Source organism: Dietzia sp. 111N12-1 (assembly GCF_001658045.1).
GTDB classification, from domain to species: Bacteria; Actinomycetota; Actinomycetes; order Mycobacteriales; family Mycobacteriaceae; genus Dietzia; species Dietzia kunjamensis.
Map to the genome: position 1 here is coordinate 22066 of NZ_LSSV01000029.1, position 23643 is coordinate 45708.

Annotated in this window: 16 protein-coding genes and 1 tRNA gene; 9 read left to right on the plus strand and 8 right to left on the minus strand. The window is 71.4% G+C overall.

All coding sequences use genetic code 11. The features are described 5' to 3' along the window. The gene (locus AYO52_RS07555) at positions 1 to 858 is read left to right on the plus strand and encodes a hypothetical protein (protein ID WP_067715413.1); all 858 of its coding nucleotides are present in this window, start codon (positions 1 to 3) and stop codon (positions 856 to 858) included. Positions 859 to 913: 55 nt separating this feature from the next. Here the strand turns inward: AYO52_RS07555 and AYO52_RS07560 are convergent. From AYO52_RS07560 to AYO52_RS07585, 6 genes are all read right to left on the minus strand, one after another. Further along, positions 914 to 987 (minus strand) — tRNA-Asp (locus AYO52_RS07560). 102 nt (positions 988 to 1089) lie between these two features. After that, complete coding sequence (gene atzF, locus AYO52_RS07565; protein WP_067715416.1) at positions 1090 to 2823, minus strand: allophanate hydrolase; 1734 nt, start codon at positions 2821 to 2823, stop codon at positions 1090 to 1092. Beyond that, positions 2820 to 4802, minus strand: a complete 1983-nt coding sequence (locus AYO52_RS07570) for a 5-oxoprolinase/urea amidolyase family protein (protein WP_067715418.1) — start codon at positions 4800 to 4802, stop codon at positions 2820 to 2822. Before AYO52_RS07570 ends, atzF begins: the two co-directional genes overlap by 4 nt. Positions 4803 to 4852: 50 nt before the next feature. Further along, on the minus strand, positions 4853 to 5521 hold the full coding sequence (locus tag AYO52_RS07575; protein WP_067715421.1) for an urea amidolyase associated protein UAAP2: 669 nt from the start codon (positions 5519 to 5521) through the stop codon (positions 4853 to 4855). A gap of 11 nt (positions 5522 to 5532) precedes the next feature. Then, complete coding sequence (locus AYO52_RS07580) at positions 5533 to 6408, minus strand: urea amidolyase associated protein UAAP1 (protein ID WP_067715424.1); 876 nt, start codon at positions 6406 to 6408, stop codon at positions 5533 to 5535. Between the two features lie 6 nt (positions 6409 to 6414). Then, positions 6415 to 7953, minus strand: coding sequence for an amino acid permease (locus tag AYO52_RS07585; RefSeq protein WP_067715427.1), 1539 nt, complete (start codon positions 7951 to 7953; stop codon positions 6415 to 6417). A gap of 180 nt (positions 7954 to 8133) precedes the next feature. Between AYO52_RS07585 and AYO52_RS07590 the strand changes: the two genes are divergently transcribed. The 6 genes from AYO52_RS07590 to AYO52_RS07615 all read left to right on the plus strand — a co-directional run bounded on the left by AYO52_RS07590 (position 8134) and on the right by AYO52_RS07615 (position 17564). After that, entirely contained in the window at positions 8134 to 9036 is a 903-nt protein-coding gene (locus AYO52_RS07590; RefSeq protein ID WP_082923854.1) for a putative nucleotidyltransferase substrate binding domain-containing protein, read from the plus strand. Continuing rightward, positions 9033 to 9845: a Fic family protein gene (locus tag AYO52_RS07595; RefSeq protein ID WP_067715430.1), complete on the plus strand. Its 813-nt coding sequence runs from the start codon at positions 9033 to 9035 to the stop codon at positions 9843 to 9845. The genes AYO52_RS07590 and AYO52_RS07595 overlap by 4 nt, the downstream gene beginning before the upstream one ends. Positions 9846 to 9893: 48 nt before the next feature. After that, positions 9894 to 10487, plus strand: coding sequence for a TetR/AcrR family transcriptional regulator (locus AYO52_RS07600; RefSeq protein ID WP_067715435.1), 594 nt, complete (start codon positions 9894 to 9896; stop codon positions 10485 to 10487). Positions 10488 to 10522: 35 nt separating this feature from the next. After that, positions 10523 to 13450, plus strand: a complete 2928-nt coding sequence (locus AYO52_RS07605; RefSeq protein WP_067715512.1) for a PD-(D/E)XK nuclease family protein — start codon at positions 10523 to 10525, stop codon at positions 13448 to 13450. Next, the gene (locus AYO52_RS07610; RefSeq protein WP_067715437.1) at positions 13450 to 16902 is read left to right on the plus strand and encodes an exodeoxyribonuclease V subunit beta; all 3453 of its coding nucleotides are present in this window, start codon (positions 13450 to 13452) and stop codon (positions 16900 to 16902) included. The genes AYO52_RS07605 and AYO52_RS07610 overlap by 1 nt, the downstream gene beginning before the upstream one ends. A gap of 278 nt (positions 16903 to 17180) precedes the next feature. After that, positions 17181 to 17564 carry a hypothetical protein gene (locus AYO52_RS07615; RefSeq protein WP_082923856.1) on the plus strand — a complete coding sequence of 128 codons (384 nt, stop codon included), beginning with the start codon at positions 17181 to 17183 and terminating at the stop codon, positions 17562 to 17564. 31 nt (positions 17565 to 17595) lie between these two features. Here the strand turns inward: AYO52_RS07615 and AYO52_RS07620 are convergent, their stop codons facing one another. Further along, positions 17596 to 18450 (minus strand): tyrosine-protein phosphatase, encoded by an 855-nt coding sequence (locus AYO52_RS07620; RefSeq protein WP_067715440.1) that lies wholly within the window; start codon positions 18448 to 18450, stop codon positions 17596 to 17598. Between the two features lie 175 nt (positions 18451 to 18625). On the opposite strand from AYO52_RS07620, the gene AYO52_RS07625 reads away from it, so the two are divergent. After that, complete coding sequence (locus tag AYO52_RS07625) at positions 18626 to 20188, plus strand: AMP-binding protein (RefSeq protein WP_253701982.1); 1563 nt, start codon at positions 18626 to 18628, stop codon at positions 20186 to 20188. A 43-nt stretch (positions 20189 to 20231) separates the two neighbouring features. Here the strand turns inward: AYO52_RS07625 and AYO52_RS07630 are convergent, their stop codons facing one another. Continuing rightward, positions 20232 to 20681 (minus strand): DUF4870 domain-containing protein, encoded by a 450-nt coding sequence (locus tag AYO52_RS07630; protein WP_067715441.1) that lies wholly within the window; start codon positions 20679 to 20681, stop codon positions 20232 to 20234. Positions 20682 to 20776: 95 nt separating this feature from the next. On the opposite strand from AYO52_RS07630, the gene ppc reads away from it, so the two are divergent. Continuing rightward, positions 20777 to 23638: a phosphoenolpyruvate carboxylase gene (ppc, locus tag AYO52_RS07635; protein ID WP_253701985.1), complete on the plus strand. Its 2862-nt coding sequence runs from the start codon at positions 20777 to 20779 to the stop codon at positions 23636 to 23638. The last annotated feature ends 5 nt before the right edge of the window (positions 23639 to 23643 follow it).

Sequence of the window (23643 nt, forward strand, 5' to 3'; positions counted from 1 at the left end):
GTGCGTGACCAGCTCTCCGGCCCGGGCAGCGCGCCGCTGCGTCCCGCGGAGGACCCCTGGGACGGTTTCGAGACCACACTGGCCGGGCATCTCCGCAGGCCGGGGGCGGTCGGCGCGATGGAGTTCACCCCGCCGTCCGACGCGTCCGGAACGCGGGGGCGGTGCATCGTCCACCTCGCGCCCGGCGGCGAGCGCGCCTGGGTGACCGTGCGCCTCGCCGGTCACCCCCTCGTGGAGGAGATGATCGCCCACACCGCCCCCGCCGCGCCCGCCACCATCGCCCGGGCGGTCGTCGATGCCTGCCGCGACCGGCTCGGGGTACCGCACCCCCAACTGCTGACCCTGCGCTGCCAGGGCACGGTCGGGCGGCACACCGGACCGCTGCGTCTGCTCCGCTGGGACTCGATCCCCATCGGCAACGACCCCGCCGACCACCCGAACCCCATCGACGTGGCGGTGGAGGTGGCCGACCACGAGGACGCCCGGGAACGGTTCGAGGCGATCGTCGAGAGAGTCACGGGACGGGCCTGCGTGGTCGACGACCACGGGGCCATCGTCTTCGACCACGTCGGCCACCGGATGCACGTCTCATTCGACGAGGACGAGCCGTACGCACGCATCTGGGCGTGGGTCGTGCGGGGAGTGCGCTCCAGGTCCGACGCGGCGCTCGAGCTGGCTCGACTCAATCTCGACGACGACCGCACGTCGTGGATCCTCGACGGCCGGCACGTCCTGCAGCGGACCACCGTGCCGGTCGCCCCGCTGCTCCCCCGCCACGCCCAGGTAGCGCTCGAACACTTCCTGTTCACGTTCTCCTCGACGCGGGACGCGATCGCGGCGAGGCTGGGGCCGCGGTAGCAGCACAGACGAGAGCCGGTGCATTCGATGACCTGAATGCACCGGCTCTCTCCGGCGACCCTGACGGGACTCGAACCCGCGACCTCCGCCGTGACAGGGCGGCGCGCTAACCAACTGCGCCACAGGGCCGTGCTCGTGGCACGGGGTAGGACATTAGCGGAACTCATGGACTCGCCCTCCACCGCCCCCGGCAGATCTGCCGTCCGGTGAAATCAGGCATCGAACCGTTCCTCACCCGATCGGCCACTCCCCGCGCTCGGTGAGGTCGTCGGCCTCCGGGGTGACGGCCGTGGGCTCGCAACCGAAGCCGACCATCTCCGTGCCGTCCTCGAGCGTCACCCGACCGAGTTGCATCGGCCTGGGCAGCTCGTCGAGGAAGCTTCCCAACGCGGCCGGGGACATCATCCACCGCTCCCCGAGCAGTTCGGCGCCGTCCGGGTGACGCAGGACCCCCGGCTTGGGTGGCTCGGTGCCGAGCCGGTACATCCGGTAGTCGGCGCTGGAGCGGACCGGTCCACGCCACGCGGCGCCGCGGGAGGTGAGCTGGTGTTCGAGCGGGCCCCCGCGGCGGTGTGCGCCGAACACCACCAGATCGACCGCCGGCGCCCCCGCGCGCAGCGGCCACGGAGCGAACGGTTCCGCCTCGGACCCGGCGTCGCCGGCGAGGTCGGCCGCGATGTCGGCCACCGGACCGTCGTGGAAGGGCCGCCCCACCACGGTCACGCCGAACGATGCCCTCCCGCGATCCCCCTCGTCGATCTCACCCGTGGGCACCGCCACCGCGCAGAGGTCGAAGAGATTGCAGAAATTCGTATAGGTACCCATCCGGCTGTTGAGGGCGATCGGGTCGGAGTCGACCTCGGCGATCGTCGGGTGGAACGGCGCGGTGGGCACGAGCAGGGCGGCCGCACCCAGTCGGTCGAGCTCGGCGAGAGCCTCGCGTCGCAGCCCCTCGACTCTCCGCCGGTCCCGCAGCAGATCCACCGCGGCGATATCGCGAGCGGGTGCGATGATGCCGTCGACGATCGGATCGACGCCCGCGTCCGCGCCCCGGGCGGAATCGAGAAATCCGCCGACAGCCTCGTATCGTTCCGCGACGAGCGCACCGTCGTAGAGCAACCGCGCTGCCGCCAGGAACGGCGCGAGGTCGATCTCCACCACCCGGTATCCGAGCGACCGGGCCCGGTCGACGGCGGCCGCGAAGGCCTCGGCCCAACCCGGGGCCATCGCCACCAACTCACGGGGGACGGCGAGCGTCGCCCCCGGTCCGGCCGCGAGTGGTGTGTCCGTCGGCCACCTCCGGGTGCCCTCTCCGCCGGCCATCACCGCGGTCGCCCGCCCGGCGGTATGGACGTCGCGCGCGAACACCGTCACGCAGTCATAGCTGGCGCAGGCCGGGATGACCCCGTCGGTGGAGACCACGCCGAGAGTGGGCTTGATCCCCACGATCCCGTTGAGTGCGGCCGGGATCCGGCCCGACCCGGCGGTGTCCGTGCCGATGGCCAGGTCGCAGATCCCCAGCGCCACCGCCACGGCCGAACCCGAACTGGAGCCCCCTGAGATGTGGCCGGGGCGGTGAGCTGCCCGCACGGCCCCGTACGGGCTACGGGTGCCCACGAGACCGGTGGCGAACTGGTCGAGATTCGTCGCCCCCAGCACCACCGCTCCTGCCGCGCGCAGTCGTGCGACGGCCACCGCGTCCCGCTCCGGGAGGTAGGCGTAACCCGGGCAAGCGGCGGTCGTGGGCAGTCCCGCCACGTCGACGTTGTTCTTGACCGCCAGGGTCATGCCCGCGAGGGGCCCGCCGCCGGCGAGAGAGGCCGCCATGTCGGCCACCAGGTCCTCCCGATCGCGGACCTGCAGGAACACCTCCGGCCGGTCGGCCTCGGCCAGCCGGGCCAAGACGTCGTCGACCAGCGCCTCAGCGGCAGCGCCTGCGTGGACCCCCGTCGTCGTGGCGCTCATGCGCTGAGCTCCCCACTGGCGGCCCAGCGCGCGAACTCCTCGGCGCGGGCGTGCTCCATCCGGCGCCTCGCGGACGCGATGGACTCGCCCTCCCGCGCGCAGAAGGCATTGTGCTCGGCCAGGGAGAACGTGTCGTCGGTGATGTCGACGAGACCGCGGCCGGCAGCGGTATCCGCCCGGAGGTCCGCCAGCTCCTCGGACGAGACGGGATACCAGGAGATGCGGTCGAAGTGCCGCAACAACCACGGGTGCTCGGCGTCGAAGCCCGGCGCGGGTTCAGGGTGCCGGTGGTTCCAGACCTGCGTGGTGCGGCCGACGAACTGGTAGCCGCCGGGCCCCTCCATCCCGTAGATGCAGAGATAGGCGCCGCCGATCCCGACCGAGTTCTCCGCTGTCCACGTCCGGGCGGGGTTGTACTTGGTCGTCACGAGGCGGTGGCGCGGGTCCAGGGGCGTGGCCACCGGGGCTCCGAGGTAGACGTCCCCGAGCCCGAGCACCATGTACTCGGCGTCGAAGACGGTGCGGTAGACGTCGTCGGCGCTCTCCAGGCCGTTCATCCGGCGGATGAACTCGATGTTCCACGGGCACCACGGGGCGTCGTCTCGCACGCCGTACATGTACCGCTCGATGGCCTCCTTGGTGGCGGGGTCGTCCCAGCTCAGCGGAAGCCGGACGCGCCTGCTCGACACCACCAGATCCTCGGCGGCCGGCAGGGCGGCCTCGGCCTCACGCAGGGCGTCCAGCGTGGCGGCCACCGAGCTGCGACCGGGAGTGATCTTTACCTGCAACGACCGGATGCCGGGCGTGAGGTCCTGTTGGCCGGGCACGGGATTCGAGAGCAGGTGCAGGTAGAGGGCGTGGGCGCGGGCGCGCAGCTCGAGATCGAGTTCCATTCGCCCGTATTCGACCAGGACGTTGTCGTCACCGCCGCGGCGGTACGTCACCTCGGTGACGCCGTCGGCGGTGTGCCCGCGGCCCAGCACGCCGTCGTCGCGGTCCCCGCCGTCACCGAGGACGTAGGGCCGGCCGGCACTCCCCGCGCCGCCGATACCGGCGCGCTCGGGTGTTGCGTCCACCCGCACGCGGACGAACCGCACCGTGTCGCCGGGAGCGAGTTGCCCGAGCTTCCACCGGTCGCTGCTGACCACCGTCACCGGGCAGACGAAACCTCCCAGACTCGGCCCGTCCGGACCCAGCAGGATAGGGGTGTCGCCGGTGAAGTCCAGTGCCCCCACCGAGTAGGCGTTGTCGTGCAGGTTGGACGGGTGGAGTCCGGCTTCGCCTCCGTCGGGCCGGGCCCATTTCGGTCGCGGCCCCTCGAGACGGACGCCCGTGCGGTCGGAGTTGAAGTGCACCGAGTAGGTGGACGCGTACAGCTCGTCCATCCCGGCGCGGGTGAGGAAGTCGGGAGCGCCGTGGGGCCCCTCGGCCACGGCGACGTGCCAGTGATGCCCGATGGCAGGGATCTCCTCGGCGAGGATCCGGCGGGGTACACCCGGTCCGGGCTCTCCGACCGACAATGTGTCCCCCGCGACCAGAGAGCGCCCCTCGTGTCCGCCGAACCGTCCCAGGGTGAAGGTCGCCGACGACCCCAGGTACGGCTCGACGTCGATCCCACCCCGGACCGCGACGTAGACCCGCATGCCCGGCCCCGTGATCACCGGGACGTCGAGCACGGATCCGGCCTCGAGCCGCACCGGCTTCCACTGGGCAACCGGCTGGCCGTCCACCGTGGGCCGCACGTGGGCGCCGCCCACGCACACCGTGACCGCGGAGTCCGGCCGGACCCTCAGACCACCGCGCGTGCACTCCAGCCCGGCGGCGCCCTCCGCGTTGCCCACGGCGATATTGGCCAACCGGAGGGACTGGCAGTCCATCGCACCGGACGGCGGAACGCCCACGCCCCAGTACCCGGTTCGGCCGGGCCAGTCCTGGACGGTGGTGATGAGCCCGGGGGCGAGGATCTCGAGGCGGGACATGGTGGTTCTCCTCTGGAGAGTGAGGGACGTGATGTGGCGGTGGGCCCGGTTCAGGCGGTGACGATCATGCGGACCGCCGTCGGATCGAAGCCGTTGCACGGGTTGTTGATCTGCGGACAGTTGGAGACCAGGACGATCACGTCACGGTCGGCGCGCAGCGACAGCCGCTTGCCGGGTGCGGAGAGCCCGTCGACGATCCCGAGCGTGCCGTCGCCGTCGACGGGGACGTTCATGAAGAAGTTGACGTTGGGGACCAGATCCCGCTTTCCGAGCCCGTACCGGGCGCCTTCCCGGAGGAAGTTCTCCACGCAGGCGTGCTGGTGGCGCGTGTGGTGGCCGTACCGCAGGGTGTTGGACTCCTGCGAACAGGCCCCGCCGAGCGTGTCGTGGTTGCCCACCTCGTCGGCCGTGATCGTCACCAGTGGGTCCCCGGCGTCGTCCCGCAGGACACTGCCGGTGGTGAGGAAGATCGACCCCTGGGCGGCAACGGTCGCCGGGGCACTGTAGCGGCGGGTGGGGTCGTGCGCGTCGTAGAACAGTGTGTCGACGGCCTGGTTGCCCTCGAGGTCCACGATGGTCAGGGTCTGCCCCTCGTGGAGGACGCGTGACCAGGCGGCCCTGGCGGCGACGATCTCATCGGCGACCACGGCCCCGTCTGCGAGCGAGAGGTCGTCGGCGGCGCCGGTCCGGGGGTCGGCGGAGACGGTCGTGGGTGTCATGGGGGTTCTCCTCAGTCGATCTGGGTGGAGGCGCGGTGGGCGGCCTCGGAGTTGGCGACGGCACGGCGGTATTCGAGGTCGTCCCCGACGCCGGGGAGGGTTCCCTCGCAGAGTGCGTCGAGGTCTTGCGGCGCGCTCCACGCCAGGAGCTCGACGGTCCCCGAGTGGTACTGCTCCGACGGATCCAGCGGATGGTCGGCGACCGCCACGGCCAGCACGACGGGCAGGTGGACGACGAGGTCGATCGTCGCGCCCGCGCCCGCGTTTCCGGTGGACACCAGCGAACCGTCCGCGTCGACCCGGATCCCGTGGAAGAACGAGACGGTGTGCGGCAGGTCCCGTTCGGCCAGTCCGTTCTTGAGCGCCGCCAGTAGCAGCAGTTCCCGTCCGGCCGGTGACTCCGATTCCGGCGCGCCGGCCCCGTAGCGGGCGACGTTGCCGGCCAGGGTCGAGGCCCCGCACAGCGCGTCGTGGTGGCCGGAGGTGTCCGCGACGATCGTCGCGAGCACGCGCCCCTGGTCCGAGAGCAGCGGATGGCCGGTCCCGAGGTAGGCCTGCCACGGGACCTTCACCGTGTCGGCCGTGTTGAGTCGCTCCCAGGGAGCGTCGGCGCGCCACATCATGAGCGAGGCGCAGGCCGTGCCCTCCCGGTCGGTGAGTCGGATCCGGGTGCCCCGGGCCAGGGTGACCGCGGTGTACCGGCCACCGGGGATGGACTCGGCCCACGTCAGTCGGTCAGCCGGGACGTCCGCCGGCGGATCGGGCCAGTCGGTGGCGGGGACGACCGGCATGGCGTCGGTGATCGTGCCTGCCTGGGCGCGGGCGTGCCGGCGGGCACCCGAGGTGGTGGATGTTCCTGCGGGGCCGGGTGCGGTGGTGCTGGTCATGACTGGTCACTCTCCGATCTGGACGGGGTTGGGGTGGGTCTTGCCGCGGGGGAAGCACAGGATGCCGACGCCCACCACGGCGACGACGGTCGCCACGCCCGCCCACCGCAGCCACGGTGTCTCACCAGACGGGTCGAAGATCTCGGCCCGTGGCCAGGCGAGGTTGATGGTCATGAGCAGTCCGTACGCCACGGCGAGGACGTTGACGGGGATCCCCCAGCGGCCGAGCGAGAACAGGGGCCTGCCCTCGGCGTCGGTGAGCCGGGGGCCGTTCGGCCACCCCTTGAGTCGACGCATGAGCAGCGGTCCGGTCACGCAGAGGTAGGCCAGGTAGATGAGGATGATGCACACCGAGGCGAGCGTGGCGAAGATCGCGGAGTTGCCGACGTTGACCAGCAGGATGCCCATGCAGGCCAGTCCGATCAGAACGGACGGCGCGATCGGGGTCCCGGTCCGCGGGTGGACGCGCGAGAGAGTCGTCGAGAACGGGAGCCTGCCGTCGCGTGCCATGGAGAACATGAGCCGGGTGGCGGCGGTCTGGATGGCGAGGGTGCAGATGAAGATCGCGACGACGACGTCGGCGAGGAGCACCTTCCCCCAGAAGTTCCCGAGGACCGAGTTAAGTACGTAGGGAAGGCCCTCGGTCGCCAGACGCCCGTCGGTGAGGCTGGGCGCGGCCATGAGCGCTCCCAGGATCATCAGTCCACCGCCGATGGCGGAGACGGTCAGTGCCATCCGGATCGTCCGGGGCGCGATGCGGCGGGGATTGACCGTCTCCTCCGCGAGCTCGCCGGCCGAGCCGAACCCCACCATGACATAGGCCGCCATCAGTCCCGAGACCACCCAGGCCCAGATGTACCCGGGTTGATCCCCCATGCCCGCGGTGTCGAAGACGACCTGGGGGCCGCGGACCGCGTGGGTGAACAACGCGAGGACCACGGCGATCACACCGACGATCTCGCACGTCACGCCGATGTTGTTGACGTAGGCCATCCACCGGACGCCGATGGAGTTGATCACCGTGGTGATGACGAGCAGGACCGATCCCAGCAGGACGGCGTTCGTCGATCCGGATGGTGAGGTCAGCGCCGGGTCGTCGCCGATGATCTGGAAGCCGGACCAGATGCTCGGAAGGACGACCTGCAGGGCGATGGCCGCCGCCGAGGCGGTGACGATCTGGGCGAGGATCATGAACCACCCGCCGAACCACCCCACGATCTCCCCGCCCATCCGGCGGGACCACTGATAGATCGCGCCCGAGATCGGGTACCTGGCCGCCAGTTCGGCGAAGCACAACGCCACGAGGAACTGGCCGGCGAAGACGATCGGCCAGGTCCAGAAGAAGGCGGGGCCTCCGAACCCGTACCCGAGGCCGAAGAGCTGGAAGATCGTCGTGAGGATGGAGACGAACGAGAACCCGGCCGCGAATGACGCGAACGTGCCGAGACTCCGATGGAGTTGCTGTTCGTAGCCGAAGTCTGCGAGGTCGTCGTGATCACCCCGGCGTTCGGGAACCGGGGTGGTGAGACCGGGTGAGTCGCTCATGTCCGGTGCTCCTCTCGGGGCGGGCCGATGAACCCGATCTCGGCGACCGCGGTTCCTGTCGTGTGACAGTTTTGCTCGGACGCATGACACCCGGGTTGCACCATGTTTCGATCGGATTAACAGGCACTCGCGCCCGCTCCCGGCTGACGCACGGGCCGTCTGACGTGGTCGAATGACCCCATGACACCTCCCCGGGCCGGCGACGATGATCGCACTCGCGCGTGGTCGGACGACCTGCGACGAGAACTGGAATCGAGGCTCGGCCCGACCGTGGCGGACACCGTGTGGGTCACCGGTTCGGTGGGCCGCGGGGAGGCGGTCCCCGGCAGTGACCTGGAATCCCTCGCCGTCGTCGACCACCGGGACCCCCGCGCGGTCCGGCGCGCCGTCGCGGCCACCGATCTCTCGACACCACCGTGGTACGCCGAGACCTCCGCGGCCTCGGCCGCCGATCCCCGCTTCGTCCGGACGCGCGCCGGATGGTCCACGGCCGCCGAGGGCTGGGCGGACGCGCCCGCGCGGAACCTGGGGGTCGTGCACCTGGGCCTGCTCGCCGACGCCCGCCCCCTCACCGACGACCGACGCGACCCGGACCTCCTGCCGCGCATGGCCGTCGATGCCGTTCGTGCTCATCCGGCCGTGCTCGCAGACGTTCTCGCGGACGCGCTCTCGACCCGGGCCTCCGTGCCGTCCAGACTCGGCCGGACGTTCCGCGGAGACCCCGTGGTCGACCTCAAGACAGCGGTCATCACCCCGGTCGTCAAGATCGCGCGGTGGTCCGCCCTGCGCGCCGGGGTGGCCACCACCAGCACGGGCTCGCGCCTCGAACTGGCCGCCGACCCGGATCTCCTTCCGCCGGACCGGTGGGAGTCCCTGCGCGTGGCCGCCCGATTCGTCACCGGTCTACGGTGGGACGTCCGTCTGCGGGCGGACCCCGACGGCCCCGGAACCGACCGGGTCCCGCTCTCCGTGCTCACCACGGCCGAACGCGCCGGACTCCGGTCCGTCGCGCGGGAGATCTCCGGCGTCCAGCGCGCCCTCGACTACCTCCGGTCAGCGGGCCAGATCCGAGATCCGGGGTGACCCGCCACCCGTGCACCGCCGCGATGCTCGCCATCTCGGCGTTGGAGGGATGGGCACCGGGGGTCGACGACGACGAGGTCCTCGATCTCGTCGACCGGGGCGCCTCCGATCGGCTCATACGCCTCCACGTCCTCGAGTCGATACCGCCGGAGGCCGTACGACGGCCCCGGCCCGGGATCCTGGCCCGCCGCGTCCCGTACTACCTCAGGGGAACGCGGGTACTGGAGAATTCCCTCGGCATCACCACGGAGAGGCCCCTGGCCCGGGCGGAAGCCCTCCTGGCGGTCGCCGCGGGGGCCCGTCTCCTCCGTGAGCCGGCGTCCGCTCCGACGACCGTCTCCGGCATCCATGCCGCACTGTTCGGCGATGTCTACGCCTGGGCGGGCCTCCCCCGGATGGTCGGCCTGTCCAAGCAGGGTTCCGTGTTCGCCGCGGCAGACCGCGTCCCCGCCCTCGTCGCCCCGCTGGAACGACCGGCCGACCTCGTCGCCGGAGCGCTGGACTCCGCACGTGCACCCGCACCCCGGAGGGCGACCATCGCCCTGGCCCTGGCCGACTGGTACGCCCGCTTCAACCACGTGCACCCGTTCCGCGAGGGAAACGGGCGCGCCGCAGCCGTCGCCGCCCTGCTCGCGGCACGCGCGCATGGCGCGGACCTCGACTTCACCCGTACCTCCCGCGCGACGTGGGTGCAGGCCGCCGTATCCTCCTTGCCGACTCCTCCCCGCAGGACCGTCGATCCCACGGCGCACCGGTTCGAATTCCTCCGTGTCACGATGGACCGGTCCGTCGACCCCCACGCCACCTGACGGCCGGGACGAGAAACATCGCCGGACCGGCGTGGCGAAAGGACCTCCGTGGACACACCCGGCCGACCCCGACTCGTGGACCGCAGGCGCCCCGGAGCCACTCCGGCCGACGAAATCCTCGATGCCGCGGCGGAACTGTTCACCACCCGCGGATACACCGCCACCTCAACCCGCGCCATCGCCGACGCCGTCGGGGTGCGCCAGGCGTCGCTCTACACGCACTTCCCGACGAAAGCCGCGATCCTCGGCTCCCTCCTCGACACGACGGTCGGGCCGACCCTGGAGATGGCCCGCCGGTTGCGCGCCGAGGGGCGGGACCCCCGGGAGACGCTGCTGACGCTGGCGACAGTCGACGTCGAGGGCCTGCTCGCCTCACGTTGGAACATCGGGATGTTGTACGTGCTCCCGGAGGTCACAGGGGAGGACTTCGCCGGTTTCCGCGGCGCGCGCTCGGAACTCAGAGGGATCTACCGGGAACTCGTCGCACTGTGTCGACCCGACCTCGATCCCGCCGACCCCGCCCTCGACCTGCCGTTCCGGGTGGTCGAGGCGGTGATTCCGCACCGGCAGGATCATCCCGGGGTCACCATCGACCCGGTGCGATGGGCGACGGCCGCGACCCGCGCGATCGGCATCAGCTGAACGGTCTTGTCGTACCGGTGGGGCACCATGGCGGTGTGACCGGATCCCAGGCTCATCCCAGCGCCCTCGTCGCCGAGGTCCGCCGTCTCCGCGGCACCGACCCGCTCGGCCGGATCACCGTCCTGGTGCCGTCGTTCGGTGCGGCCAGGGACGTGGTCCGGGCGCTCGCGCTCGACGGCGGGGCGGTCAACGTGGCGGTGAGAACCGCCGACCAGGTGATCAGCGAACTCTCGGCTCCTGCACTGGCCCCACGGGCTGCGCTCCCCTTCCCCCTCCTCGCCGCCGCGGTCGAGAAGGCGCTGGACAGCGATCCCGGACATCTGGAGGCAGTGGCCTCCGAACCCGTCACGGGACAGGCCGTGGCCCAGGCGTGCCTGCGTCTGGGGACCGTCGAGCCGGGTTCGGTCACCGCGGAGACCCGGCTGCACTCGGAGGTCCTCCGGCTGGCCGACGAGGCCCGCGCGATGACGGGTGACGCCTACTACACGCAGTTCGAGGCGGTGAGTACCGCGCTGGAGCGTTTGGATGTGCTGGGGCGGATCGTCCTGGCGGCCCCGCTGCGCGGAACGCGGGCCGAGCGCAGGCTGCGGTCAGCGCTGGAACAGCGCGGCATATCTCCCCTCCCCGGTACCGGATCGGAGCACCTCGCCTCCGCCGCCGAGCCCGGCAGCGCGAAGGCGATCACCGGCACCCACGTCCTCCACGCGTCGGACTCCGATGACGAGGTGCGCGCGGTGGTCCGTTTCGTCCGCTCGCGCCTGGCGGACGGGGTCCCCGGCCACCGGATCGGTGTCTACTACCCGTCACCGGACCCCTACCTGCGGCTTCTCCACCGAGCATTCGGGGAGGCCGGGATCGCCGTCTACGGCCCCTCCGACGCCGGGCCGGGTCGCTCTCCGGCCGGCCGCACGTTGGTGAGGCTACTGGGACTCGACGCCGGCCGGATGCCCCGCGCCGACCTGCTGTCGATCATCGCCGAGGGCGCGATCGTCCCGTTCGACGAGGAGGGTGCTGCCGTCTCGTCCAGGCGCCTGGAGATCCTCACCCGAACGCGTTTCCCCGTCATCGGCGCCGGCGACTGGGACCGACTGGCCGATCACCTGCGGCTGCGGGGGGAGCCCGGGGCCCTCGGCGAGAACGAACGGGCCGCGGCGGCTGCTCTCCTACGCCTGATCGGGACCATCCGCTCCGAGCTCGCCGCCGTCGACGCCGCGCGTTCCTGGGCCGAGGCGGCGGAGGCCGTCACCGGACTGATCACCTCACTGTTCCGTCAGAGTCCCGCCCGGGCAGCCGCACTGGTGGTGGTCGGTTCTCTCGGGGATCTCGACACCATCGCGCCCGCCATCACCCGGGATCGAGTGGTCGGTGCGCTCGCCACGCGGCTGGACGGAATCGTCGACCGCGTGGGCGAGGAGGGCGCCGGGGTCGCGCTGGGTCCGATCGACGACGCCGTGGGGCGCGACCTGGACACCGTCTGCGTGGTGGGCATGGCGGAGGGACTCCTTCCGGTCCTGCACAAGCCCGACCCTCTCGTTCCCGAAGGCGCAGTCGAGCCCCCCTCCTCCGAGCGGCTCGACGAGCGGTACCGGGTTCTCCAGCTTGCGCTGAGCGCCGGCTCCCAGCACCGAACGTGCTCATTCCCCCGCGGATCGATGCGAGGCGGCGGCAACAGGATCCCGTCGCGCTGGCTCCTGCCCACCCTGTCCGAACTCACCGGGAAACCGGTTCGTGCCACCAAGTGGCAGGAGGACGTCGCCGGGTGTCCGGCCGTCACCGCCGTGCCCTCGTTCGTCGACGGCGTGCTGACCCCGCCGGCCGCCCTCGGTTCGGACCCGGCCACTGTCTCCGAACTGCGGATCCGGCAACTCTCCGCCAACGGCTGGCTGGCCCGGCCAGGTGCCCCTGGTCTGCTGGTTCGAGCACACGAGATGCGTCAGGATCGCCGGCGAGGACGATTCACGCGGTTCACCGGTGATGTCTCGGCAGCTGCGCGCCTGCTGACCGTCCTCGACCATCCGCTCTCTCCCACGAGGCTGGAGGACTGGGCCCAGAGCCCGTATCTGTTCTTCCTCTCCACGGTCCTGAGGGTCCGGACGCTCGACGACCCGGCCGCGGAAATCGAGATGGACCTGCGCGACTACGGCGACCTGGTCCACTCGATCCTCCAGCGCTACGTCTCCGATCGCCTCCAGACCGGGGCCGGCCCGGACCGCGAGCTGCTCATGACCGCGTTGCGCGCCGAATGCGAGGCGGCGATCGCGACGTCACCGGGACTCGTCGCCTCACTGTGGCGACGGCGGGAGATCCTGCTCGCGGCCGAACTCGACCGGTGGTACTCGGAGGACGAGACGGACTTCCGAGCGGGGTGGGAGCCGGCCGCGACCGAACTCGGGTTCGGCCGAGGGGCCCCCGACGGTTCCGTGATCGAGATCCCCTTCGAGGTGACCACCTCCCACGGCACGACCACGGTGTTCCTCGCAGGGTCCATCGACCGGCTCGACGAGCGCGGAGAGTCCCAGCGGGTCACCGACTACAAGACCGGGACGCCGCCCGCGGTGGAGGAGCGGCCGAGCGAGGAGGACCCCACCATCTCGGGGACACGATTCCAGTTGCCGCTCTACGCAGCGGCCGCCGAGTCCGCTCGCGATCTGCCGGTCCGCGAAGTCCGCTACTGGTACTGCACCGAACGGGGCGAGTTCGAGCAGATATCCCTCGACGTCACCGTCGACCTCATGGACAAGGTCCGCGCTGACGTGGGCAACCTGGTGGACGCCCTCCAGCGTGGATGGTTCCCCCTCAAGGGCGGGCGCGGCTCGTCCCGTGATCTTGCGAAGCTCATCGGCGGCTCCGAGCTCGACCGCGCCTGGGAGCTGTTGTCCCAACAGGACCCGCTCGCATCCCACCCCGCGTTCGCCGGCCTCGTCGCCGCCGATCCGACCGAGCACGAATCGGAGACGTCCTGATGAGTACCCTCCCCGACCAGGCCGCCCGGCTCCGGGTGGAAACGGACACCTCCGTCACGCTCTTCGTGGAAGCCGGTGCAGGGACCGGTAAGACCCATGCCCTCGTCAGCCGCCTCAGCACTCTGCTGTTGGACGACGCCGTGCCCGTCGACCGCATCGCCGCGATCACCTTCACCGAGAAGGCGGCCGCCGAGCTCCGCGATCGCCTCCGCGTGACACTCGTGGACAAGCGCGCCGAGGGCGACCACCGGGCGGATGCCGCTCTCGCGGGGCTCGACACCGCCGCCATCGGCACGCTGCACTCCTTCGCCCTGCGGCTGCTCTCGGAGAACCCCCTGGAGGCGGGAATTCCCCCGAAGGTCACCGTGCAGCAGGACACCGCCGAGTCCAGCGCCGTCGACGCCCTGTGGCAGGAATGCGCAACTCTCCTGTTCGGCAGCGGCCCGACCGCCACCCGGTCGGGCAACCTGGCGCGGGCCGTCGACGACATGCTCGATGCCGGTGTGACGGCCTCCGCGTTCCGCGAGGTCGTCGAGGCGCTCCACCGCGACTGGGACCGCCTGCCCACCGACCTCCTGTACCCCGACACAGCCGACCTGCCCGTGTCGCCGGATCTCGCCGAGATCATCGCTGCCGTGGGATCGATCGTCGGGTGGCGGGATTCCTGCCAGGACGAGACGGACAAGCTCTATGCGGTCCTCGACGCACATGAAGCCTGGGGGGCGACACTGCAGGACGCTTCGTCCGACCCGTCCGCGTCGCCCTCCTGGATGGAACTCCTGGGCAAGCCGATCACCGCGGGAAACGGCGGTAAGGGCGCGAATTGGGGCGGGACGGACGTCGTGAAGGAGATAAAGGCGGAGATCAAGCAGCTCTCCTCGATGTGCGAGGCGATCCTCGTCGAGCACTGGCGCCCACGTATCGCCGTGGTGCTCGACGCTCTCATCCCGGTGGTGCGGAGGCACGCCGCCGACCGGCGCCGCCACGGCACCCTGCAGTTCCACGACCAGCTCGTTCTCGCGCGCGAACTACTGCAGGACCCGACGGTCCGCGAACGGGTCCGGGCACGCTACCAACGAATTCTCATCGACGAGTTCCAGGACACCGACCCCATACAGTTGGACATCGCCGAACTACTGACGTCCGCGGCCGCCGGATCCGGGCCCGAACCGGGCCGACTCTTCACCGTCGGCGATCCCAAACAGTCCATCTACCGATTCCGCCGCGCCGACATCGCCACCTATCTCCGGGCCCGGGGCGGAGCCGACAGTACGGGCGGTGCGACGGGCGGGGCCGCCATCGAGAGACTGAGCACGAACTTCCGCTGCTCACGTCCGGTCCTCCGCTGGGTCAACGAGGTGTTCTCCGAGGTACTCATCGCCTCCGACGGCATCCAACCCGAGTACCGGGACCTCGAACCGGCACCGAACCGGCCCGAACACGACCCCACCCACGGACCCCGGCCGTTCGTCTTCCGCACCGAAGACGTCCCCCATCACTGCCCGCCCGACTCGAAGGAGGCCACCGAACGCCACTGGACCGAGGCCGCCGACGTGGCAAGGGTGATCGCCACCGCCATCCGGGAAAGGTGGACCCACGAGTCCAAGGATGGTGAGCAGACCCCACTGCGGCTGGCGGACATCGCGATCCTCCTGCCGTCGCGCGGTTCTCTGCCGATGCTCGAGACCTGCCTCGACCACGCGGGGATCGACTACCGCACCGAGGCGTCCTCGATCGTCTACGGGACGCCGGAGATCCGCGACCTCCTCCTGGCCGTCCGCGCCGTCGCCACCACCGCCGACGAGGCGTCCCTCGTGGGCGCGCTGCGGTCACCGTTGTTCGCCTGCGGGGACGACGACCTCCTGCGCTGGCGCGCCGCCGGCGGCACCTGGGCCCCCGGCGCGCCGGCACCCACGGAGCTCGCGGCGTCCCCCGTCGCAGACGCGATGGGATACCTCTCCTCCCTGTCGCGGCACACGCGGCGCCCAGGCGAACTCCTGGAGAAACTCGTCCACGATCGCATGGTCTTCGAGTCCGTGGCCGAATCGCCGCGGCGGCGCGACCTGTGGCGACGGATCCGGTTCGTGATCGAGCACGCGTGGCAGTGGGAGGAGTCCGCCAGCGACCCAGCGCGTGCCGACCTCCGTGACTACGCGGACTGGGCGCTGACGCTGACCGCGGAGGACGCCCGCGTCCCCGAAGCCGCCATCCCCGAGATCGGGGTGGACGCTGTCCGCATCAACACCATCCACGCGTCGAAGGGCCTCGAGTACCCGATGGTCATCGTGGCCGGGATGAGCCGGGGCTGGCCCACCAGCCGGGACCGGCTCCTGTGGACCGACGACGAGCCTCCCCGGCCGGCGGTGTCGTTCTCCGCCACCGTCCGTGACCCCGCCTTCACGGCGGCAGCCGAACGCGAAAAGCAACACGCGCTCGCGGAACGCATCCGCCTCCTCTACGTCGCCACGACCCGAGCGGAGAGCCGCCTCGCGGTCTCCGGCCACGGATACGCCCTCACCAAGAGCGGAAAGCCCCGGGCAGGACTGTGGGGGACCCTCCTCGGCTCCGTCATCGAGGACGCCGACGCGCCCGATCTGGTCGAGTACGGTGAGAACCTGCTCGACGCCGCCGCCGTGCCCGACGTCGACGTTCCCGACGAAGCGGAATGGGCCCGACGCAGCCAGCAGATCGCGGCCAGGTCCGCAGAGCGCGCGGGCTGGTCCGCGACCCGGATCGTGCACCCGGAGGTCGCCGACGGTTCCGCCGCCGCAGGTGCAGACCAGCGGCGCGACGAGGCGGCCGAGCCGCGGCCCCTCCCCGAACGACTGGCCGCCGCGTTGCGCGATCGGTTCCGCCCGGCCCCGACGCGATCGGACGAATTGCCGCCCGCCCCGCGGGGCACCCCACTGGCCTCGGGACCCGACGTCGGTACGGCGGTCCACCACCTGGCCGAGCACACGGACCTGACCCGGCTGCACGGACCGACAGCCGACCCCGTCTCCGCGGTCGCGGAGTGGGAGCGGTGGGCGGCAGACCAGTTGATCGCTCTCGGGCTGGGAGGTGAGCTGCGCGGGAGCCGCAACCCGGAAGCCGTCGCCGAGATGGTCTCCGTCGCGAGGACTGCCCTGACCTCCGAGCCCGTCCGGCGGGCGGCGACCCGGACCCACTGGGCCGAGCTACCCGTGGCAGGGCCGCTGGCCACCGCGGACGGGACGACGGTGGCGGTGGACGGGGTGGTCGACCTCGTGATGGAGGAAGCCGACGGCTCGCTGACGATCATCGACTACAAGACCGACGTCGCCGTCACTACCGACACCGTCGACGAGTACCTGCTCCAGCTGTGCGCCTACGCCGAGCTGCTCGGTGGCCCCACCGGCAGACCGGTGGGGCGGATCGAGCTGGTCTTCTGCCGCGGGGCCCGCCCGACCGTGGTCGCCCGCGACCTGGGCTGACGACACGGCCCTGCGGGGGCGAGCCCCGCCGCGGTCGGCCCAGGTGCCTCCGCACCGGGCAACCGCCCGCGACCGGGACGAACGCCTGGTAGAGCTCGACCAGCAGATCCACGTCGGAATCCCGCGTCCGGCGCAAGGGCAGAGGTTCCGTGCAGCAGCCCTCATGTGACCCATCTCTCGGTCGGCTCGCGACGCCCTGACCAGTGCCTATACCGGGAGAACCGAACCCACAGGATTGACCGAAGTTCCCGCCCGGATCAGTACGTAGGGTCCGAGGTATGCGCAACACCCTCATGCTCGAGGAACGTCGGCCAGACGACACCGGCGCGCCTCACCCGGACGTCGACACCACGCCCGGCGTCAGCCGAGTCGACGCCAGCAGTGTCGACGCCCCCCATGCCACCGTCCTCCCGGCGCCACTGACGACGATCATCGCCGTCCTAGCGGGCGGACTGCTCGGCGTCGCCGCGGTCTACGGGGTGGCGTCCAGACTGGCCGGCTCGCTCACCGCGGTCGCGGCCATCGTCATGGTCTTCGCGGTCACGCTGGCCGGCCCCCGGGTCCACGCGGCGGCCCGCACCGAACTCGGGCGGACGATCGCGGTCACGCTCCAGGCGATCGGGTTCGGCGGCGTCGTCGGCGCGCTGGTCATCGCCGCCTGAACCAGCGCCGACTGAGCCATCCCTATCCTGGTCAGCCCCGCCTGAACCGCGCGGACAACTCGTCGACAGCCGCCTCCTCCACCCCCGCGCCCTCCACGAGATACCGCCGCGCGTCACCGAACTCTCGCGCCAATGCGTCCAGGGACCGGCGGAGATTGGCCTCCTCGACGCCGATGAGCACCTCTATCGCCTCGAGCTTGTCGGGCATCTCCGCCTGCACGTAGGTACGGATGGAGGAGACGAAGTCCGCGGACATCTCCCGCGTGAGCAGGTAATCCGCGATCACATCCTCCTCCCGGACACCGGCGACCAACTGCACCAGCGCCGAGACCCACCCGGTGCGGTCCTTGCCCGCCGTGCAGTGCACGATCGCCGGGCCCGACGACACGGCCAGGGCGTGGACGGCCCGACCGAACGCCCGCCGCTCGTGATCACCCACCACGAACCGTTCGTAGGTCATGGCCATCTCGCGCCGCGCCTCCTCGGCCCCGGCCAGGCCGGACGCACTGAGGGTCGCCGCCGAGGTGTGCCCGCCCAGCACGTCGATCGGCAGGTACTCGGCCCCGGCGGGGACGACGTCGGGCTGCTTGTCGATCTCGGCGCCGGTGCGCAGGTCGACGACGGTCGAGACGCCGAGTTTCTCGAGCACCGCGAGGTCGTCGTCGCCCACCGCGAGGGTCGTGGACCGGTAGACGAGACCGCGGGCCATCGACCCGGACGGACGGAGTGCGTAGCCCGGGCCGGCCACGTCCCGGAAATTGTGGACGCTGGTGAGTCGGACATCGCTGACGACGAATCCGTCCCGGTCGAGGCCGACCTCGTCGTCGTCGGATCCCCGGACGACACCCTCGTCCACGTCGACGTTCCCGCCGTGTTCGCCGACCATCCCACGCCCCTGTTCGATCCCCGCGCGCCCACGTGGCGCGCCGACGCCTCGTTCCTACCCGATGCCGGCCGGACACGCCCACCGAGTGGGCCGGTGACCACCGAGGCTGACACCTGTCAATGTTGCTGGCCGTTTCCCCTGTGCGACGGGGCCCGGTCGCCTAGTGTCCGATCTCATGACCACAGCAGACTTCAATCCCGGGCACGACATGCAGCACGCCACGTTCGGCGACATCCTCATCGAGCGTTCCACCGACGACCACCCGGGACTGCTGTTCGAGGACGCCGCGTGGACCTGGCGCGAGTTCGTGGCCGAGGCCGCCGTCCGCGCGGAGATCCTGCGCGGCTGGGCGGAGGAGCACTCCGGCTCGTACGCGGACCGACCCGACCCCTACAAGCACCTCCACGTGGGCATCCTCCTGGAGAACGTGCCCGAGTACCTGTTCACCCTGTGCGGGGCGGCGCTCGCGAGCGTGACCATCGTCGGCATCAACCCCACCCGGCGCGGCGCCGAACTCGCCTCCGACATCCGGGGCGTGGACTGCGACGTGATCGTCACCGACGCCGACGGCACCGCCCTGCTCGAGGGCCTCGACACCGGCGTCGCCGCGCAGTTCGACATCGACTCCGACAAGTGGCGCGGCCTGCTCGCCGATCACGCCGGCGCCGAGCCCAGGCTCCACCCCGACGAGGCGCGCGACCCCCACACCCTGCTGGCACTGCTGTTCACCTCCGGCTCGACCGGCGCCCCCAAGGCCGTCATGTGCTCGACCGGCCGCATGGCGATGATGGGCACCATCAACTACCGGGGCCTCGTCCGCGACGACGTGGCCTACAGCGCGATGCCGCTGTTCCACGGCAACGCCCTCTTCGCCGCGTTCGCCCCGTCCGCGTACGTCGGCTGCACCTTCGCGATGCGCCGCAAGTTCTCCGCCTCGGGGTTCCTGCCCGACGTGCTGCGGTACAACGCCAGCTACTTCAACTACGTCGGCCGGTCACTGTCGTACATCCTCGCCCAGCCCGAGGTGCCCGAGGAGAAGCAGACGCGCCTGCGGGTCGTCTTCGGCACCGAGGCCTCCGTCCACGACCGGACCGAGTTCGAGCGCCGCTTCGGTGTGACCCCGCTCGAGTCGTACGGCAGCAGCGAGGGCGGTGTGGTGATCAGCCATACCGAGGACACCCCGCCCGGCGCGCTCGGCGTGGCCGGCGCCTACATGGACGTCGCGATCCTCGACGCGGATGAGAACGAATGCCCCAGGGCCGAGTTCGATGCCAACGGCGGCCTGGTCAACGCCGGCGAGGCGATCGGCGAGATCTGCAACGTCACCGGTGCAAAGCTGTTCGAGGGCTACTACCGCAACCCCGAGGCCACCGCCGAACGCAACGTCGGCGAGGTCTTCCACACCGGTGACCTGGGCTACCGCGACGCGGACGGGTACTTCTACTTCGCCGGCCGCTCCGGTGACAGGATCCGCGTGGACAGCGAGAACTTCTCCGCCGGGCCCGTCGAGCGCATCCTCGACCGGTTCCCCGGCGTGCTCGTCGTGGCCGTCTACCCGGTCCCGGACCCGCGCACCGGCGACCAGGTCATGGCCGCCATCCAGCTCGAACCCGGCGAGGTCTACCTGCGTGGCGGCGCGGCGGGCGACGACGACGTCTACCGGCCGCTCACCGACGCCGACCGCGAGGCCCTGCTCACCGAGTACGAGCTCCACGGGCGCCGGCCCGTGGGGGTGTGACGGCGGGTGGCGTGAGGGCTCGGCCGCTGGCCGGGGAGCGCGCTCAGCGCAGGACGCGCAGCTGGAACGGGTAGCTGATCGTCCGCCCCTGGGTCGCACGAACGGTGCCGATGACGTGGCCGATGATCTGCGCGAGGAAGGACACCGCGAGCAGGATGAGGCCGATGGGCAGGCCGATCACCGTGAGGATGAAGATCCAGCCCACGATGCTCATGATCCACAGGCCGAGGTTGAAGTTGAACGACCCGGCGGCGGCCTGGCGGACGAACGGGCTGCGGTCCTTGTAGATCAGCCACATCACGAGCGGGCCGACGAACGACAGCCACCCGGCCGAGAGCGCCATCGCGATGAGGCTGGACGCGTGCGCCAGTGCCGCGGGGGTGCGGTCGTCCGGGCCGACGGCCGGGGGCTGGTTCCCGTACCGGGGGTCGCCGTACCCGCTCTGTCCGAACTGGTGGTCGCCGTACTGGTGGTAGCCGGGCTGCTGGGTCATGCCTCCAGTGTCCTCGCCGGAAGGGATCCGCGCATCGGGGATGTCCCGGGTCTTCGGTCACGCGGATGTCACACGGCGCGCCTACTGTGGCAGCCATGGCCGATCCCATCAGATCCGACGTGCCCGCCACCGCCTCGGGCGTGACCGAGCCGGACGATTCCGAGCGGCTCGACGACGCCGTGCGGCCCCTGCGCGACGACGTGCGTTTCCTCGGAGCCGTGCTCGGCGACACGGTGCGCGACCAGGCGGGCGGGAAGATCTTCGACCTGGTGGAGACCGCCCGGCGCACCGCGTTCGCCGTCCGCCGCTCGGAGGCCGACCGCGACGAGGTGGCGGCCCTGTTCACCGATGTGCCCGCCACCGAGATGATCCCCGTCATCCGGGCGTTCTCCCTGTTCGCGCTGCTGGCCAACGTCGCCGAGGACCTCCACCAGGAGCGCCGTCGCCGCATCCACACCGCTGCGGGCGAGCCGCCGCCGGACGGGGATCTCGAGGCGACCTGGGCGCGACTGGCCGAGAACGAACCCGAGCTCGCGAGGCTGGAGGCGGTGCGCGCGACGGCCCGGGTGGCGCCCGTGCTCACGGCGCACCCCACCGAGACCCGCCGGCGCTCGGTCTTCGAGATCACCCGACGGGTGCTGGACCTCATGCGCCGCCGCGACGCCCTGCGCACGGGGTCGGACGAGGCGGGGCACCGGGACCGCGTCACTGATGCCGAGCTCGAGCAGGTGGAGCAGGACATCCGCCGGCAGGTGCTCACGCTGTGGCAGACGGCGATCATCCGCAGCCAGCGCCCCCGCATCGAGGACGAGGTCCTGGGCGGCCTGCAGTACCACGAGGCCACGCTCATCGACGTGATCCCACCGCTCAACGCGGAGATCGCCGACCGTCTCGGCTCCGGCGACCGCCCCGTCGTCCGCCCCGGCTCGTGGATCGGCGGGGACCGCGACGGCAACCCGTACGTCACCGGCGACGTGGTGCGCTTCGCCACCGAGCAGGCCGCCGCGCTACTGCACCGCCACTACACGGAGGAACTGCGGCTGCTCGAGCGGGAGCTGCCCCTCTCGCGGCGGGTCGTGGACGTGCCCCCCGGGCTCAGCGACCTCGCGGACTCGCTGGTGGAGACGGACGGGGAGCTCGCCGCCGCGCGCGAGGACGTGCCGTTCCGCCGCGCCGTGCGGGTGGTCCGCCGTCGGCTCGCCGCGCGGGTGAGGTCCTCGTCGTCGTCACCCGGATCGTCGCCGGACGCGATCGGTCACGACGACGACGAGGCCTACACCTCCCCGGCGGAGATGCTGACCGATCTGGATGTCATCGACGCCGCGCTCGGGGCCTGCGGTGGCGAGCTGGCGCGGTCGCCGCGTCTGCGGGACCTGCGGTGGGCGGTACGGACGTTCGGGTTCCACCTGCAGGCACTCGACATGCGGCAGAACTCGGAGTCGCACGAGGAGGTGCTCACCGAGCTGTTCGCCCTGGCCGGGGTGAGCGAGGACTACTCGGCGCTGGACGAGGACGCCCGTGTGGAGCTGCTGCTGCGCGAACTCTCGCACGACCGGCCGCTGCTCGGGCCGCGCGCGGAGCTGTCAGAGCTGGCGGCCAAGGAACTCGGGGTGATGCGGGCGGCCGCCGCGGCCGTGGACCTGCTCGGCCCGGAGGTGGTGCCGCACTACATCGTGTCCATGTGCGGGACGGTCTCCGACCTGCTCGAGCCGGCGGTGCTGCTGCGCGAGGTCGGATTGTTCTCGGGCGACCCGGCGGAGCCCCGCTCGAGCGTTCGGCTGATCCCGCTGCTGGAGACGATCGACGACCTGGCGGCGGGGCCGGACATCCTCGACACGGCGCTCGCGATCCCGCAGTTCCGGGCGCTGGTCCGGGCGCAGGGCGACGTGCTGGAGGTGATGCTCGGCTACTCGGACTCCAACAAGGACGGCGGGTACCTGGCCGCCAACTGGGCGCTCTACCAGGCCGAACGCGATCTCGCCGAGGCCGCGACGCGGGCGGGCGTGCACCTGCGCTACTTCCACGGCCGTGGCGGCGCCGTCGGCCGGGGCGGCGGCAACTCCTACGAGGCGATCCTCGCGCAGCCACCGGGCGCGGTGCAGGGCGCGCTGCGGATCACCGAGCAGGGCGAGGTCATCTCGGCCAAGTACTCCGAGCCGCGGCGGGCGCGCCGCAACCTCGAGGCGCTCGTGGCGGCGACGCTCGAGGCCTCGCTGCTCGACGTCGAGGGTCTGGGCGACCGGGCCGGGGAGGCGTACGGGGTGATGGCCGAGCTCGCGCGGCTCGGGCGGGCGGCGTACGCGTCCCTGGTGCACGACGACCCGGGGTTCATCGAGTACTTCACCACCTCCACCCCGGTCGCCGAGATCGGGGAACTCAACATCGGGTCCAGGCCGTCCTCCCGCAAGCAGACGTCGAGCGTCGAGGATCTGCGGGCGATCCCGTGGGTGCTGTCGTGGTCGCAGTCGCGGGTGATGCTGCCCGGCTGGTTCGGCGTGGGCACCGCACTGCGGCAGTGGGTCGACGCCGAGGGCGAGGCGGCGGCCGGGGAGAGACTGGCCACGCTCCGGCGGCTGAACGACGACTGGCCGTTCCTGCGCACGACCCTGTCCAACATGGCGCAGGTGATGGCCAAGGCGGACATGGGGCTGGCCGGTCGCTACGCCGAACTCGTCCCGGACGCCGAGGTGGGTCGGCGGATCCACGGGGTGCTCACCGACGAGTTCGACCTGACCCGCGAGATGCTGCTGGAGATCACGGGGCAGGAAACGCTGTTGGACGACAACCCGGCGCTGGCCCGCTCGGTGCGCAACCGCTTCCCCTACCTCGAACCGCTCAACGTGCTGCAGGTCGAGTTGCTGCGCCGCTATCGCGCCGGGGACTCCGACCCGGCGGTGCGAACCGGCATCCAGCTGACCATGAACGGCCTGGCCACGGCCCTGCGCAACTCGGGGTGATCCTC